At 72.2% G+C, this 15,035-nt stretch carries 15 protein-coding genes; 10 read left to right on the top strand and 5 right to left on the bottom strand.

Annotated features, from left to right (window positions below):
* The first annotated feature begins 211 nt into the window (after positions 1–211).
* From OTB20_RS04415 to OTB20_RS04445, 7 genes are all read left to right on the top strand, one after another.
* On the top strand, positions 212–1,927 hold the full coding sequence (locus OTB20_RS04415; RefSeq protein ID WP_267815273.1) for a sensor histidine kinase: 1,716 nt from the start codon (positions 212–214) through the stop codon (positions 1,925–1,927).
* The gene (locus OTB20_RS04420) at positions 1,924–2,325 is read left to right on the top strand and encodes a roadblock/LC7 domain-containing protein (RefSeq protein ID WP_267815274.1); all 402 of its coding nucleotides are present in this window, start codon (positions 1,924–1,926) and stop codon (positions 2,323–2,325) included. Before OTB20_RS04415 ends, OTB20_RS04420 begins: the two co-directional genes overlap by 4 nt.
* Positions 2,322–2,684, top strand: a complete 363-nt coding sequence (locus OTB20_RS04425) for a DUF742 domain-containing protein (RefSeq protein WP_267815275.1) — start codon at positions 2,322–2,324, stop codon at positions 2,682–2,684. The genes OTB20_RS04420 and OTB20_RS04425 overlap by 4 nt, the downstream gene beginning before the upstream one ends.
* The gene (locus OTB20_RS04430; protein ID WP_267815276.1) at positions 2,665–3,333 is read left to right on the top strand and encodes a GTP-binding protein; all 669 of its coding nucleotides are present in this window, start codon (positions 2,665–2,667) and stop codon (positions 3,331–3,333) included. Before OTB20_RS04425 ends, OTB20_RS04430 begins: the two co-directional genes overlap by 20 nt.
* Positions 3,330–4,568 (top strand): cytochrome P450, encoded by a 1,239-nt coding sequence (locus OTB20_RS04435; protein ID WP_267815277.1) that lies wholly within the window; start codon positions 3,330–3,332, stop codon positions 4,566–4,568. The genes OTB20_RS04430 and OTB20_RS04435 overlap by 4 nt, the downstream gene beginning before the upstream one ends.
* Positions 4,565–5,800, top strand: a complete 1,236-nt coding sequence (locus OTB20_RS04440) for a cytochrome P450 family protein (RefSeq protein WP_267815278.1) — start codon at positions 4,565–4,567, stop codon at positions 5,798–5,800. The genes OTB20_RS04435 and OTB20_RS04440 overlap by 4 nt, the downstream gene beginning before the upstream one ends.
* 98 nt (positions 5,801–5,898) lie before the next feature.
* Positions 5,899–6,630, top strand: coding sequence for a hypothetical protein (locus OTB20_RS04445; RefSeq protein ID WP_267815279.1), 732 nt, complete (start codon positions 5,899–5,901; stop codon positions 6,628–6,630).
* Positions 6,631–7,045: 415 nt separating this feature from the next.
* Here the strand turns inward: OTB20_RS04445 and OTB20_RS04450 are convergent, their stop codons facing one another.
* The 4 genes from OTB20_RS04450 to OTB20_RS04465 all read right to left on the bottom strand — a co-directional run bounded on the left by OTB20_RS04450 (position 7,046) and on the right by OTB20_RS04465 (position 9,813).
* A complete protein-coding gene (locus OTB20_RS04450; RefSeq protein ID WP_267815280.1) occupies positions 7,046–7,774 on the bottom strand; it encodes an anti-sigma factor in 729 nt (242 codons plus the stop codon).
* Positions 7,771–8,352 (bottom strand): sigma-70 family RNA polymerase sigma factor, encoded by a 582-nt coding sequence (locus OTB20_RS04455; protein WP_267815281.1) that lies wholly within the window; start codon positions 8,350–8,352, stop codon positions 7,771–7,773. The genes OTB20_RS04450 and OTB20_RS04455 overlap by 4 nt, the downstream gene beginning before the upstream one ends.
* A 108-nt stretch (positions 8,353–8,460) precedes the next feature.
* Positions 8,461–9,459 (bottom strand): DUF1996 domain-containing protein, encoded by a 999-nt coding sequence (locus OTB20_RS04460; protein WP_267815282.1) that lies wholly within the window; start codon positions 9,457–9,459, stop codon positions 8,461–8,463.
* Positions 9,460–9,510: 51 nt separating this feature from the next.
* Positions 9,511–9,813, bottom strand: coding sequence for a putative quinol monooxygenase (locus OTB20_RS04465; RefSeq protein WP_267815283.1), 303 nt, complete (start codon positions 9,811–9,813; stop codon positions 9,511–9,513).
* Positions 9,814–10,046: 233 nt separating this feature from the next.
* Here OTB20_RS04465 and OTB20_RS04470 point away from each other — a divergent pair, with 233 nt between their 5' ends.
* Complete coding sequence (locus tag OTB20_RS04470; protein ID WP_267815284.1) at positions 10,047–10,799, top strand: DUF1838 family protein; 753 nt, start codon at positions 10,047–10,049, stop codon at positions 10,797–10,799.
* 83 nt (positions 10,800–10,882) lie between these two features.
* Here the strand turns inward: OTB20_RS04470 and pip are convergent, their stop codons facing one another.
* Positions 10,883–11,845 carry a prolyl aminopeptidase gene (pip, locus tag OTB20_RS04475; RefSeq protein ID WP_267815285.1) on the bottom strand — a complete coding sequence of 321 codons (963 nt, stop codon included), beginning with the start codon at positions 11,843–11,845 and terminating at the stop codon, positions 10,883–10,885.
* 424 nt (positions 11,846–12,269) lie between these two features.
* On the opposite strand from pip, the gene OTB20_RS04480 reads away from it, so the two are divergent.
* Together OTB20_RS04480 and OTB20_RS04485 are read left to right on the top strand one after the other, a co-directional pair.
* Positions 12,270–14,036 carry a S8 family peptidase gene (locus OTB20_RS04480; RefSeq protein WP_267815366.1) on the top strand — a complete coding sequence of 589 codons (1,767 nt, stop codon included), beginning with the start codon at positions 12,270–12,272 and terminating at the stop codon, positions 14,034–14,036.
* 246 nt (positions 14,037–14,282) lie between these two features.
* On the top strand, positions 14,283–15,035 hold a 753-nt coding region (locus OTB20_RS04485), incomplete at its 3' end, for an ATP-binding protein (RefSeq protein WP_267815286.1).

A 15,035-nucleotide genomic window follows, 5' to 3' on the forward strand; every position in this document is an offset into this window, starting at 1 on the left:
ACGCGGCCGGGTGCCGGGTTTCCGGCGGGGCGGACGCCGAGGAGCTCGGGAATTCCCTTCACTTCAAAACACCACAGAAAGAGCTTTACCGGTCAGGAGTGACTGAAAAATTTGTCAGAGGCTGCCCAAAGCGATCAACAACTCTCCTATAGTGATGCCTCGTTGCCAGGAACCTTCTCCTCCATTTACGCCCGGTATGAGGCTCTGATTGATGACGGCGTCGCCCTCCCCCCTTCGCCCCTCCGCGCTGGCCCTGCTGATCACCGCAGTCGCCGGCGGCGCGCTCACCACGGCGGCGGTGGCCGCGGCCCCGTCGTCCGTCAGAACTCCCCTCGGCTGGTTCGCCGGTGCGGGCGTCCTGCTGCTCGCGGTCGCGGCCTTCGCCGTGACCTGGTGCGCGCGCACCGCCCGGATCCAGCGCGGCCGGATCTCCGGCCTGACCGCCGAAGTGGTCGCCCGTGACGGGCACATCGCCCGGCTGATCGCCGACGCGACACGCGACGCGGCCGCACACACCTCAGACCGCTCCCGTCTCGCCGGCGAACACGCCGCGGTGCTGGAGCGGCTGGCGGGTGAGCACACCCTGACGCTGGAACACCTGGTGGGCGTGCACGCCGCCGAGCTCGACGGGCTGGCCGCCGCCCAGAACGCGTCGCGCGAGCGGCTCGGCGGAGAACTGCGCCGCGCCGAGTCGGGCCGGGCCGCCGCCATGGCCGCGGCCGCCAACGCCGCCGGCCGGATGCAGGCCCTGGCCACCGGGATGCTCGCCGACCTGCGCGACATGGAGCACCGGCACGCCGACGAGGACGTCCTCGGCGACCTGCTCCACCTCGACCACCGCACCGCCCAGGCCGGCCGCCTCGCCGACTCCATCGCCGTCCTGACCGGAGCCCGCTCGGGCCGCCGCTGGGCCAAGCCGATCGTCATGGAATCGATCCTGCGCGGCGCCATGGGCCGCATCGGCGGCTACCAGCGGATCCGGCTCCACTCCACCAGCGACGCCGCCGTCGCCGGGCACGCGGCCGAGGGCGTCATGCACGCACTGGCGGAACTCCTCGACAACGCGGCCAACTTCTCCCCGCCGACCGCCGAGGTCCACGTCTACGTGGAGGAGGTGCCGTCCGGGATCGTCATCACCGTCGAGGACAGCGGCCTCGTCATGAGCGAGGTCCAGCTGCGCCGCGCCCAACAGGCCGTGACCGCCGAATCCCTGGACCTGGCCGGACTCTCTGGAACCCGGCTCGGCCTCGCCGTCGTGGGCCGGCTCGCCCGCAAGCACGGGCTGACCGTCTCCTTCCGGCCCTCCGCGCGCGGCGGTACGGGCGCGCTGATGATGCTCCCGCAGGAGCTGATCAGCCGCACCTCCGCCGAAGCCCCCGCCGCGCCGCTCGCCATCCCGGCGCAGCCGTCCGCGCGGGCCGCACTGGAGGTGCCCGCAGCGTCCGGTGCTCCCACCGCGCCCGGGGCCGAAGCCGAAGCCGAGCCCGAGGCGGTGCACCACACCGCCGCCGGGCAGGACGGCGCCGTCCGCACGCAGGACCGTACGACGGACGGAACGGCCACGGACCGTACGGCCACGGACGGTACGACGGCGGGCGGTACGCCGCAGGACCGCGAAGCCGCAGCCGTCGACGACACCGAAGCCGAATCCACCGGCGAGCACCCGCACTTCGGGGACAGCGGCCTGCCCCAGCGCCGCCGCGGCCGGACCCTGGCCGCGGCCCACCCCGAGGGCACGGACGGCGCGGGCACCGAGACCCGTACGGCCTCCGCGCCCGGCGGGGCGTCCCGGTCGGCCGCGCGCTTCGGCAGCTTCCGCCAGGCCGTCCGCGGCGCGGGCGCACCAGGCGGAGCAGCTTCAGGCGGCCCCGGCGACGAGCAGCAGCCCGCGCACACCCCAGACTCGGAAGGCAACACGCGATCATGACCGGCTTCACCACCGACGAGACGCTCAACTGGCTCCTGGAAGGCCTCCTGGAGCGCACACCGGGCGCCCGCCACGCCCTCGTGCTCTCCCGTGACGGCCTCAAGCTGTGCCGCACCCCCGAGCTCTCCGTCGACCAGGCCGACCAGCTCGCCGCGATCGCCGCCGGCATCCAGAGCCTGTCCCACGGGGCGTCCATCGAGTTCGGCGACGGCACCGGCGGAGTCCGCTCGGCGATGACCGAGTTCTACGGCGGGATCCTCTTCATCGTCGAGGCCGGCGAGGGAGCGCACCTCGCGCTCGTCGCCGCCGAGGACGCCGACGCCGGACTCGTCGGCCACAACATGTCCGAACTGGTGGAGCAGCTCGGCGAACACCTCATCGCCAGGCCCCGGGGATGAGTCGGACCCGGCCGGGCCGGGACGACTCCCCGGACCGGCTCTACACCCTCACCGGTGGCCGCAGCCGCTCCGGCTCGGACGTCTTCGACCTGGTCACCCTCGTCGTCGCCGAGTGCGACCCGGTGCCCGGCATGCAGTCCGAGCACGCGGTGATCCTGCGGATGTGCCAGTTCCCGACGGCCGTCGTGGAGATCGCGGCCGAGCTCGGACTGCCGGTGTCGATCGTACGGATCCTGCTGGCCGACCTGCTCGCAACCGGACGGATCCGCGCCCGGCACCCGCGTACGGCGAACTCGGCGTACAGCCTTCCCGACCCCGACATCCTGGAGCAGGTGCTCGTTGGACTCCGCAATCTCTGACGCGACGATCCCCGAAGCCGCGTCCACGTACACGGCCGAACCGCTCCGGCCCCGCCAGGCACTGCGCAGCACGGCCGACAACGGACTGAAGATCGTCATCGTGGGCGGTTTCGGCGTCGGCAAGACCACGATGGTCCGCTCGGTCAGCGAGATCCGCCCACTGAACACCGAAGAGACCATGACCAAGGCCGGCGAGGCCGTGGACGACGTCGCCGGGGTCGCCGGGAAGAACGCCACCACCGTGGCCTTCGACTTCGGGCGCATCACCCTGGACGCCCGCAACGTGCTCTACCTGTTCGGGGCCCCCGGCCAGGAGCGGTTCTGGTTCCTGTGGGACCGGCTCTTCTCCGGCACCCTCGGCGCCGTCGTCCTCGTCGACACGCGGCGGCTGGCGGACTCCTGGTACGCCATCGACCGTCTCGAACACCACGGCACGCCCTTCGTCGTGGCCTGCAACGACTTCGGCGGCCCCGCGCACACCCCGGAGCAGATCCGCGCCGCCCTCGACCTGCCGGACGGCATTCCGCTGGTGTTCTGCGACGCCCGCTCCCGGGAGTCCAGCAAGCACGTCCTGATCTCCCTCGTCCAGCACCTCCAGACGGCCGCCGCGTCCGGCCCCCCGTCCCAGACCCCGGAGTCCACCCCGTGACCTGCCCCGCCGCCCCCGAGCACCAGCCCGTCTACCTCGGCGGGCCCCGGTTCCAGATCGACCCCGTCGAGCTGTACCGCGAGATGCGCCGCGACCACGGCGCCGTCGCCCCGGTCGTCCTCGACGGAGACGTACCGGCCTGGCTGGTCCTCGGCTACCGCGAACTGCACCAGGTCACCAGCGACCCGGTGCTCTTCTCCCGGGACTCCGAACTGTGGAACCAGTGGGACCGCGTCCCCGCCGACTGGCCGCTGCTCCCGATGATCGGCCGCCGGCAGCCGTCCATCCTCTACACCGTCGGCGAACGCCACCGGGAGCGGGCCGGCGTCATCTCCGACGCACTGGAAGCCGTAGACCCCTTCGAACTCAAGGGGCACGCCGAGCGGTTCGCGGACGAGCTGATCGACCAGCTGTGCGGCAAGGGCTCCTGCGACATCGTCGGCGAGTACGCCATGCTGCTGCCGCTGCGCGTCCTCGCCCGCCTCTACGGGTTCTCCGACGCGCAGGGCCCCGGCCTCGTCGCCGCCATGAACGACATGATCAACGGGCGGGAGGGCGCCCTGGAAGGCCAACGCCACTTGGCCGAGTCGATGATCGCGCTGCTGTCCGCCAAGCTCGCCGAACCAGGCCCCGACGTGGTCTCCCGGATGCTCGCCAACCGGGCCGGGTTCACCGTCGAGGAAGTCGCCCAGGACCTCATGGTCATGATGGCCGCGGGCCACCAGCCCACCGCCGACTGGATCGGCAACTCCCTGCGCCTCATGCTCACCGACGACCGCTTCGCCGCCTCTCTCGCGGGCGGCCGGCACAGCGTCGGCGAGGCCATGAACGAGGTGCTGTGGGAGGACACCCCCACCCAGAACGTGGCCGGCCGCTGGGCCTCCCGCGACACCCACCTGGGCGCCCAGCGCATCGGCCGGGGCGACCTCGTCCTGCTCGGCATCGCCGCCGCCAACGCGGACCCGCACGTACGCACCGACGCCGGCGCGCTGACCGGCGGCAACAACGCCTTCTTCTCCTTCGGACACGGCGACCACCGCTGCCCCTTCCCCGCCCAGGAAGTCGCCGAGGTCATCGCGCGCACCGGCATCGAGGTGCTCCTGGACCGGCTGCCCGACGTGGACCTCGCCGTGCACGCCGACGACCTGGCCCGCCGCCCCTCGCCCTGGCTGCGCGGCCTCACCGCCCTTCCCGTGACCTACACCCCGACCCCCGCCCTTGGAGCCACCCGATGACGTGCCCGATCGACCACACCGGCCCCGCGGCCATCACGCTGGACCCCTTCGTCGCCGATCTCGACGCGGAGAGCGCCGCGCTGCGCGCCGCCGGGCCGCTCGTCCAGGTGGTCCTTCCCGGCGATGTGGGCGTGTACGCCGTCACCCGCCACGCGGAGGCCCGCAAGCTGCTCACCGATCCCCGGATCGTCAAGGACATCAACGTGTGGGGCGCCTGGCAGCGCGGCGAGATCCCGATGGACTGGCCGCTGATCGGCCTCGCCAACCCCGGCCGCTCGATGCTCACCGTGGACGGCGAGGACCACCGCCGCCTGCGCACCCTGGTCGCGCAGGCCCTGACCGTACGCCGGGTGGAGAAGCTGCGCACCGGCATCGAGGCGCTGACCACGGGCATGCTGGACAAGCTGGCCGCGCTGCCGGCCGGTGAGACGGTCGACCTCAAGGCGGGGTTCGCCTACCCGCTGCCGATGAACGTCATCAGCGACCTGATGGGTGTCTCCGCAGAGGAACACCCGCGGCTGAAGGCCCTGTTCGAGAAGTTCTTCTCGACTCAGACGCTGCCCGAGGAGGTGCCGCAGATGATGGCGGACCTCGGCGCGCTGTTCTCCCGCATCGTCGAGTCCAAGCGCGAGAACCTGGGCGACGACCTCACCAGCGCCCTCATCGAGGCCTCGGAGGACGGCGACCACCTCACCACCGAGGAGATCACCAACACCCTCCAGCTGATCGTGGCCGCCGGCCACGAGACCACCATCAGCCTGATAGTCAACGCGGTCGTCGCCCTGGAGACCCACCCCGAGCAGCGCGCCCTCGTCCTGAAGGGCGAGGTCTCCTGGGAGAGCGTCATCGAGGAGACCCTGCGCTGGTCGAGCCCCACCTCGCACGTGCTGATCCGCTTCGCCACCGAGGACGTGGAGGTCGGTGACCGGATCCTTCCCAAGGGCGAGGGCCTGATCGTCTCGTTCGGGGCGCTCGGCCGCGACGAGGCGCAGTTCGGTGAGACGGCGGGCGAGTTCGACATCACCCGCACGCCGAACCGGCACATCTCCTTCGGCCACGGCCCCCACGTGTGCCCCGGCGCGGCCCTGTCCCGCCTGGAAGCCCTGGTAGCCCTCCCGGCCCTGTACGCCCGCTTCCCGCAGCTCACCCTCGCCGTGGACCCGGCCGACCTCCGCAACAAGCCGATCCTCACCCAGAACGACCTCTTCGACCTCCCCGTCCGCCTGGGCTGACATTCCCTGCCCTGCCCCGTCCTTTCCTCATGGGAGGAGGGGCGGGGCGGCCGGTTTAATCGGATGTGCTTACCGCGCACGGTTGTTAGGTTCACCGTGTGCCGAAGCTGAATCAGATCATCGCAGTCGAAAAGGGCGTCAAGTCCAAGGCCCTCCAGGAGCTCACCCAGGCTCACCAGGACGTGCAGAAGCCCGCCCTGCTGGCCGGGATCTCCCGGACCTACCAGCCGAAGGACGAGGAGGGCGAGCAGCTCCCGCCCGAGTCCACCCGGGTCCAGATCAAGGCCGAGGACGCCCTGCGGGCGACGGCCGCGACCCTGACCCGGCTCTTCGACGTGACCGCGACGAAGGACTGGGCGAACCGGTCCGCGGTCGCCGACGTGGTGGTCGACGGCACGGTCCTGCTGGCGCAGGTCCCCGTCCCGTACCTGTTGTTCCTGGAGAAGCAGCTCACCGACCTGCACACCTTCGTGCGCAAGCTGCCGGTGCTCGACGCCTCCGAGTCGTGGAACCTGGACCCCTCGGCGGACGCGTGGAGGACGGACCCGGTGCGGACCATCCGTACGAAGAAGGTCCCGCGCAACCACGTGAAGGCCGAGGCCACGGAGAAGCACCCCGCGCAGGTCGAGGTGTACTACGAGGACGTGGCGGTCGGCTACTGGACCACCGTGAAGTTCTCCGGCGCACTGCCCGCCCGGCGGGTCAACGAGATCCTCGACCGGGTCGAGAAGCTCCAGCAGTCCGTCAAGTTCGCCCGCGAGGAGGCGAACAACACCGAGGTCACCGACCAGCGCATCGGCGACGCGGTATTCGGCTACCTCTTCAGGTAGCCCCACATTCGCCCTCCGTCGCGAGCGGAGGGTGCGCGATGAGCGCAAGCTGAAACTGATGTTGAAGCTGATGAAGGGGTGTCAGTTGGGGGTTCGAATCCCTCCCCCCGCACCACGTGCGGGGGTGGCCCAAGCCTGGCAGAGGCGGCCCCGTCAATCTCAGATTCTCGCTCCAGTCTCAGTATTCGCCGCCGAACACCGGATCGACCGAGCGCGGGCGAACATCGACGGATGGGGGTTCAAGTCCCCCCGGCGCCTCTTTCGTGGCGCTGTAGTTCAAAGGCAGAACACGTCGATCTCAATATGACCCGCGGTTCTTAAACGCCGCCGGTGTGCGCAAATGGGTGGCAAGCTGGAGCCCGGGAGCTGGACATGCTCCCGGGCTCCGTCACGTTTCGTGACTTTCGGCGTGCGGCTACGCGGGCACCGGTACGGACACGAACGCCCGCCCCGACTCGTTCTCCACCAGGACCGCACGGACGTCCGCCGGGTCCACCGCCGCCGAGCCGTCCAGCGCCGCACCCTTGCCCTCGCCGTGTTCCGCGGTACCCACCACCCAGCCGCCCGCCGTGGTGCGCGTACCGTCCCGGGACACCACGACGATCCGGCAGCGCTCGCCCGCCGCGATCCCCGTCACCGCGGCGCGCACCCGTACCCACTTGGCCACGGGCGTCACCTGTACGGTCATCCGCGCGCCCGTACCCGCGTCGGTCGCGGAGGCCACCTTGGTCCCGGCCGCCGGCGGCGACGGCTCGGCCGAGACCGTGGGCGTCGGCCGCGGCAGGGCCCGCTCCGTGGTTCCGTCGCCGCCCAGTTGGGCCCCGGCCCAGAAGACGGCCGTCAGCGAGGCCGCCACGGCCAGTCCCGCGACCGCCGTCCGTCGCCGGCGGGCCCCGGCGGCCTCCCGGCGCATCTGGCGCAGCGTGCGCTGCAGCAGCAGGTCCCCGCCCCGCGGTGGGCCGTCGAGGAACGCCTCGGCGGGGACCTCGCCCAGTACCGTCTCCATCTCGCGCAACGCCGTCACCTCCTGACGGCACTGAACGCAGCCGTCCACGTGCTCCTCGACCCGGCGGACGTCCGCGACGTCGAGGACGCCGAGAACGTACGGGCCGAGCAGTTCCTCCTCGTGCCGCTGCCGGTTCATGCCACCACCTCCTGCAGTCCGCCGGGCCGCGGAGACGGGCTGCCCGTGCGTGTACTTTCCCTGAAGACTTCACGGAGTGCCTTGAGCGCGTAGTGCGAGCGCGATTTCACCGTGCCGGCCGGGATGCCGAGGGTGTCCGCGGCCTCGGCGACGCTCTGCTGGCGGTAGTACAACTCCGTCAGCACGTCGCGGTGTTCCGGCGACAGCCGGTCCAGGGCACCCAGTACGGTCATCGTGTCCACCACCGCGTCGGCATGGTCCGCCTCCACCGGCGGACGGTCCGGCGATCCGGACACCTCCGGCGGCCGGGCCGCCTTCGCGCGGTGCCGGTCGGTGATGATGTTGCGGGCCACCGTGAGCAGCCAGCCGCGTACCGATCCCTTCCCGTTCACCAGTACCTCGGAGTGGCGCCAGGCCCTGATCAGGGTCTCCTGGACGACGTCCTCGGCCGCGGCCCGGTCCCCGGTCAGCCGGGTGGCGTACGCGAGCAGGGCGTGGCCGTGCTCCTCGTACACGGACTTGATCAGTGCCTCTTCGGTCGAGCCCCGCCGAGTGCGGGGCCACAGTGGTCCGGCCATCTCACCCTCTCCGTCTCCTCGCGTACTTGCTGCGGTTACCACACGCCGCGCGGGGACGCCGGGTTCACGTGACCCGCGTCACGCGGGAGCCGCCGCTTCCCGAACCGGTCACGCCGGGCAGGTACGGCCCTGGTTGAGGCAGTCCACGACCTCGGCCATCCGCGGGCCGGTCATCACGTTCACGAACATTCCGTGGTCCGTCCTGGGGCTGTGCCGCTGCTCGGGAAAGGAGTCGATTGCGATCGGGGTCCCCGCGGGCACGTCGTAGGCGAGGGAGATCCGCAACCGCGGAACGGGGAAGGTGTCCTGCGGGCAGACCCCGTTCGCAGCCGGGAAGAGCAGGTGCGAGCGGTGCCCGGGGACGGCGGTGTCCAGACCGTTCCAGCAGCTGGGGAAGGTGAGCGTACGGGTGAGGCGTTCGCCGGCCGGACAGTGCGGATACCGGGTGGTGGACCGGCCGGGGGAGCCCGAACAGCCCCAGCGGGCCCGCACGTCCCGGTCGGAGTCCGCGGTGCCGGCCACCGCGTCGCCGGTCATCGCACGGAGGAATCGCGGCATCGCCACCACCTTGCTCACCGGACTGCCGAGGAATTCCACCGACACCGCCGCCTCAGGCAGGATCGAGCCCGCGTTGCCGTGGCCCGCGGACCCCTCGTGGGGGTGGCCGCCCGGCCGGTCGGTGCGGCGCAGCACCGGCCAGTAGTACGTGGAACGGTCCCCGCCCGCACAGCTGGTGGCGGCCGCGTCCAGGGAGGCGTCGGTGGAGAAGGCGTCCGTGGACAGGTTCCCGACGTAGGCGTGCGTGTGGTGGGCGCCGGCGCGCAGTCCCGGTGAGACCACCAGGTTGTCCTCGTTGTAGTGGCCCTCCGCATTGCGGCCGCAATCCACGGAGACCCGGCCCGTGGAAGCCTGCGGACCGCCTGCGGTCGCCTCGGCGGGCCGGACCGGGACCTCCTCGATGTCCACGAAATCGGCCGCTACGGGACCGGCCCCGGCCGCCGGCCCGCGCGGCCCGGCCCCGCGTCCGGCCCCCAGTACGGCGGCGGTCACCCCGGTGCCCAGCACCAGGCAGATCAGCAGCGTGAGCAGTCGGCGTTCGTTCCGCATGCGGGCCACGGTTGCCGCCCACCCCCGCCCGGGTCAACGGGGCGTCCGCGCTCAGGCCAGAGGTTCGGCGTCGAGCTCGATCACCTCCGCGGGTCCCGCGCGGAACGCGGGGCTCGCCGCGTCCGCCTCGATCATGTGCGGGGTGACGTCGTGCGCGGCGAGGGCCGCCCGCGAGGACCACTCCTCCACGAGGACGAACCGCTCCTGCTCTCCGCTCACTTGGTGCATGTCGTACCGGACGCAACCCTCCTCGGCCCGCACCACTGGCGCGAGGCGCTCGTAGGCGGCGATCTGCTCCCGGCCGCGGCCCGGGAGGGTGGTGATGAGGATCAGGCGTCGAACTGGCGATGGCATGAGCCGAAGACCAGATCGACGGGCCCGGGCGGCGGAAAGCCTTTCCGCCCCGGCCGGGAGCCGGGTGGTCGCCCCGCCGCACCTGTCCTGGCCTGGCGTGGCCGCCGACCCTGGCATGGCCGCCGCACGAGGTTCGGCCTGGCCGCCGCACCCGGTCCGGCCCGGCCGGACCGCCCCGGATGGCCGGTCCGGTCCTTGCCCCGGCCCTGGACGGTCGCGCAGAGTAGGCCGGTATGACACCCGAAGAGCTCCTCCAGGCCTTCGCCCGTACCCGCGCTTCCCTCGACGGAACCGAGGTCACCTTCTGGTGGACGGGCGACGTGTACTCCTGGGCTCCCGGCGAGCCCTACCAGCGCCTCTTCGGATTCGAAGGCCTCAACGTGGCCCGCCTGGTGCAGGAAGAGGCCCCAGGGGCCTACCAGCTCCTCACCCGCGAGGCGGCGTTCTACCTGGACCCGGTGACCCGCGAGATCCAGGAGACCTGGCAGGACAAGCCCGTGGTCCACGTCTGGAACGACCCCGCGAACCAGAAGTGGCGCCCCTTCCCCGTCCCCATGACCGAACTGGGCGACCAGGTCTGCTTCAGCCTGGAGATCCCGCTCGCCTACCCCTCCCCGCTGCCCGTCGCGCAGTACCCGGACAACTCGGCCGACGACACCTACCGGGCCCTGGAGCTCTTCCAGTTCTTCGCCCCCGCCTCGGTCCTCGCCACCGACTCGCCCAGCGTCCCGGCCACCATGTCCTGGACCCGGATGTCGCCCTGGCTCCCCTGGATGGAACGGGGCCTGCGGCCCGGCGGGCTCACCTTCCACTGCCGGGGCCGCAAACTCGCCTCCTACGCGGAGGTCCCCGAGCGCACCCGTGCGTACATCGCCGCCCGCCACCCGGAATTCGCCCAGGCCCCCGAGAAGTGGACGGAGCCGAACGAGACCAGCTGGACGTACTTCCGGCGGCTCAACCCGCCTGCGGACCGGCCGGGCGCCTGACCCGGACCGGACCGCCCTGACCCGGACCGCTCCGACCCGGACCGGGCCGCCCCCTGCCCCTGCGCCCTGCCCCCACGGGCGTCTCAGCCGCGGCCCGCGAACCGGTCGAGGGCGCGGAGCACGTGGCCGACGGTCGTCGCGTCGCCCATGTGCCCCGCCTCCTCCACCACGGTCAACTCCGCGCCGGGCCAGGCCCGGGACAGTTCCCAGGCCGTGCCGAGGGGGCTGGCAATGTCGAGCCGGCCGTGGATCAGGACCCCCGGGATCCCGGCCAGCCGGTGGGCCCCGCGCAGCAGCTCGCCCTCGTCCAGCCAGGCCCCGTGCGAGAAGTAGTGCGAGCAGATGCGGACGAGGGCGACCCGGGCGGCCGGCGGCCGCCCGGTGTACGGCTGGGAGGCGACCTCCGCCTCGCCGGACAGCACCGCGTCCTCCCAGGCGCACCAGTCCGCCGTGGCCTTCGCCCGCACCTGCTCGTCGGGATCGGCCGCCAGGCGCGCGTAGGCCGCGACGACGTCGCCGTCGCGCGGGGTGCCGCCGGATCCGGCGAGGAAGCGGTCCCACTGCTCGGGGAAGAACCGGGCGGCCCCGCGGTACAGCCAGTCGATCTCCGAGCGCCGGGTGGTGGTGACGGCCGGGATGACGATCTCGGAGACCCGCTCCGGGTGCCGCTCCGCGTAGGCCAGGATCAGGGTGGAGCCCCAGGAGCCGCCGTACAGCAGCCAGCGTCCGATGCCGAGGTGCTCGCGCAGCCTTTCCATGTCGGCGATCAGGTGCCCGGTGGTGTTGTGCCGCATGTCGGTCGCCGGATCGCTCGCGTGCGGGGTGCTGCGGCCGCAGCCGCGCTGGTCGAACAGGACGATCCGGTACCGTGCCGGATCGAAGAACCGACGGGCTTTCGCGGTGCACCCCGACCCCGGCCCGCCGTGGACGACGAGCGCGGGCTTTCCGTCGGGATTGCCGCAGACCTCCCAGTGGACGAGGTTTCCGTCGCCCACGTCGAGCATCCCCTGGTCGTAGGGCTCGATCGGCGGATGGAGCTCTCCCACGCCCGGACCTCCTCATGTCCCGTGCCGGACGGTCGCGTACCGGCGATCCGGCCGACCCTACGGCGTGCCGCCAGGGTGCGGACAAGGGTTTTCCCCGTATCGGGTTCATCCCCGCGCTGCCTACTGTCTGCCCACCGGCGATCTTCCCCGTCCGAACAGCCTCCGCGCCCACCCCACATGGCGTGGAGCTGGAGGGTCGGTTCGTCGCCGGTGCCACCGTTGCCCAGCCCCGACGCTGCGGCGGGCGACGACGTGGTGTGCAGCAGCGGTGGCCGGCCGGGCTTGACCAGCCCGTCCGGCCCCGCGGCCGCCGGTTAACCTCCCACACTGCACCAACCGGCCGTCCCGGCTCGTTCTGTGACGGCCCGCGAAAGGGAACACCGTGCACGCATCCAGACGACGCAGGCTCATATCCGTGGTGGCGATGTCCGTCACCCTGCTCGCCGGCACCGCCACCACCTCCATGGCGCTGTCCGCCGCGGATCCCGCCCCCGCCGCCCAGGCCCTCCCGGCCGCCGGCGCCCCCGCTGCCGCCGCCCCCGTCGAGAACCTCATCGTGGGGTACAAGGCGTCCGCCGCCGAGGCAGGTTCCAACTCGGCCGCCGCCGCCGACGTGGTGGCCAAGGGCAAGAAGGCCTCGAAGAAGGCGAAGTTCGAGCGCCGCCTCGGGACCGGAGCCGCCCTCGTCAACCTCGGTGCCCCGGCCGACGCGGCCGCCGTCATGGCCCAGTTCCGCGCCGACCCCGACGTCGCCTACGTCGAGCCCGATTCCCGCGCGTACGCCCTCGCCGTCACCCCCAACGACACCGAGTACGCCAAGCAGTGGGACCTCTTCGAGCCCATCGCCGGCATGAACGTTCCCGCGGCCTGGGACAAGAGCACCGGCACCGGCGTCACCGTCGCCGTGATCGACACCGGTTACGTCGCCCACTCCGACGTGGCCTCGAACGTCGTCGCCGGCTACGACTTCATCTCCAGCTCCACCGCCGCCCGCGACGGCAACGGCCGTGACAACAACCCGGCCGACCAGGGCGACTGGAGCGCCGCCGGCGAATGCGGCACCGGCTCCACGGCCAGCGGCTCCTCCTGGCACGGCACCCACGTGGCCGGCACCATCGCGGCCGCCACCAACAACTCCAAGGGCGTCGCGGGCATCGCGTACAACGCGAAGATCCAGCCCGTCCGCGTGCTCGGCAAGTGCGGCGGCGCCACCTCGGACATCGTCGACGCCATCACCTGGGCCTCCGGCGGCTCCGTCTCGGGCATCCCGGCGAACGCCACCCCCGCCAAGGTGATCAACATGTCCCTCGGCGGCTCGGGAGCCTGCACCGCCACGTACCAGAACGCGATCAACGCCGCCGTCGGCCGCGGCACCACCGTCGTCGTGGCCGCGGGCAACAGCAACGCCGACGCCTCCGGCTTCTCGCCCGCCAGCTGCAACAACGTGATCAACGTGGCCTCCACCAACCGCACCGGAGACCGCTCCTTCTACTCCAACTACGGCACGATCATCGACGTCTCCGCCCCGGGCGGTGAGACCCGCCGCAGCACCGACACGCCCGGCACCGTCACCACCCCCGAGAACGGCATCCTCTCCACCCTGAACAACGGCGCCACCACCCCCGGCGCCGAGATCTACAAGCCGTACCAGGGCACCAGCATGGCCGCCCCGCACATCGCGGGCCTCGCCGCGCTCCTCGTCGCCGCCAAGCCGTCGCTCACCCCGGCGCAGGTCGAGTCGGCCATCAAGACGACCGCCCGCCCGCTGGCCGGCACCTGCACCGGCGGCTGCGGCACCGGTCTCGCCGACGCGGCCGCGGCCGTGACGGCCGTGACCTCGACGCCCACCACCCCGTCCTTCGAGAACACCGGGGACTTCGCCATCGCCGACAACGCCACGGTGGAGAGCCCGATCACCGTCAGCGGGGTCGCGGGCAACGCCCCGGCCACCCTGAAGGTCGGCGTGAACATCGTCCACACCTACATCGGTGACCTCAAGGTCGACCTGATCGCCCCCGACGGCTCCGTGTACACGCTCCACAACCGCGCCGGCGGCAGCGCCGACAACATCAACCAGACCTACACCGTCAACGCCTCCGCCGAGGTCGCGAACGGCACTTGGAAGCTGCGCGTCAACGACAACGCAGGCGGCGACACCGGCAAGATCGACTCCTGGAGTCTCGGCTTCTGAGCCGGATCCCCACCCGCCCCACCCGGCCCCACCCGGCGTGAACTCGCTCTGACGGAGCGATAGTACGGACCAAGCGAGCCCCCGGACCTGCCGATACCCCACGTATCGGCAGGTCCGGCGGGTTTTCCGGTCACGTGACTGGAATCTGCGTCACAATCCGGGGCCGCCGGGCATCCGACCTCGTATTGTCGCGTCTCACAGGAAGGACACAGGAACGGGCAAGCGAGAGGCTGGTGGCTGTGAGTGGTGGCGGCGGGGCACGCTGACACGACGGGCGGACACCCGACCGTCGGACACGGTGAACTGATCAAGGCGGTCGACCGCGCGCTGACCACGCACGGACGCGTCCTGCTCACCGGACCCGCCGGCGCGGGCAAGACCGAGGTGCTGCGCGCCCTCACCGAGGCCGCCGCGCTGCGCCACGAGACCGTGCTGCTGCTCGCCCCCGGCGCCACCGACCGGTGGATACCCGAGGCCTCGGCCGCCGCTCTCCTCGCCTCCGTACCCGCCGCCGCGCTGGACAGCCTCTCCGGACCGCAGCGCACCGCCATCGCCTTCCTCCGCCGGGAAACCGACGCGCCACGGGCCGGGCGGGACCACGTCGCCCTGCGCCTCGCCGTCGTCGAGGTGCTGCGCACCCTCGCCGCACGCGGCCCCGTCCTCCTCGCGCTCGACAACGCCCAGTGGCTCGACGCGGAGAGCATCGACCTGCTCCGCTTCGCACTGCGCCTCACCCCGCCGCGGGTACGGGTCCTCGCCGCCGAGTGCGTCCAGGGCGGATCCCCGCTCAGCGAGCCCCTCTGCGGACCGGACACCCCCCACATACGGGTGCCCCCGCTCGGCACCGACGAGATCGCCGAACTACTGGTGCGCCGCGGGCTCCCGGCCCGCCTCGCGGGCCGGATCCACCAGGCCAGCGGCGGCAACCCGCGCCTCGCCCTCGCGCTCGGGCACTCCCTGGCCGAAGCCGCCGGTCTCCGCGAGGGCGGCGAGCAGCAG

Source organism: Streptomyces sp. H27-H1, assembly GCF_026627445.1.
Lineage (GTDB): Bacteria > Actinomycetota > Actinomycetes > Streptomycetales > Streptomycetaceae > Streptomyces.

Bases quoted from the DNA above. Each gene is read 5' to 3' on its own strand.
- OTB20_RS04415 (WP_267815273.1), top strand. From the start codon at position 212: ATGACGGCGTCGCCCTCCCCCCTTCGCCCCTCCGCGCTGGCCCTGCTG.
- OTB20_RS04420 (WP_267815274.1), top strand. From the start codon at position 1,924: ATGACCGGCTTCACCACCGACGAGACGCTCAACTGGCTCCTGGAAGGC.
- OTB20_RS04425 (WP_267815275.1), top strand. From the start codon at position 2,322: ATGAGTCGGACCCGGCCGGGCCGGGACGACTCCCCGGACCGGCTCTAC.
- OTB20_RS04440 (WP_267815278.1), top strand. From the start codon at position 4,565: ATGACGTGCCCGATCGACCACACCGGCCCCGCGGCCATCACGCTGGAC.
- OTB20_RS04450 (WP_267815280.1), bottom strand. From the start codon at position 7,774: ATGAACCGGCAGCGGCACGAGGAGGAACTGCTCGGCCCGTACGTTCTC.
- OTB20_RS04455 (WP_267815281.1), bottom strand. From the start codon at position 8,352: ATGGCCGGACCACTGTGGCCCCGCACTCGGCGGGGCTCGACCGAAGAG.
- OTB20_RS04460 (WP_267815282.1), bottom strand. From the start codon at position 9,459: ATGCGGAACGAACGCCGACTGCTCACGCTGCTGATCTGCCTGGTGCTG.
- OTB20_RS04465 (WP_267815283.1), bottom strand. From the start codon at position 9,813: ATGCCATCGCCAGTTCGACGCCTGATCCTCATCACCACCCTCCCGGGC.
- OTB20_RS04470 (WP_267815284.1), top strand. From the start codon at position 10,047: ATGACACCCGAAGAGCTCCTCCAGGCCTTCGCCCGTACCCGCGCTTCC.
- OTB20_RS04480 (WP_267815366.1), top strand. From the start codon at position 12,270: ATGTCCGTCACCCTGCTCGCCGGCACCGCCACCACCTCCATGGCGCTG.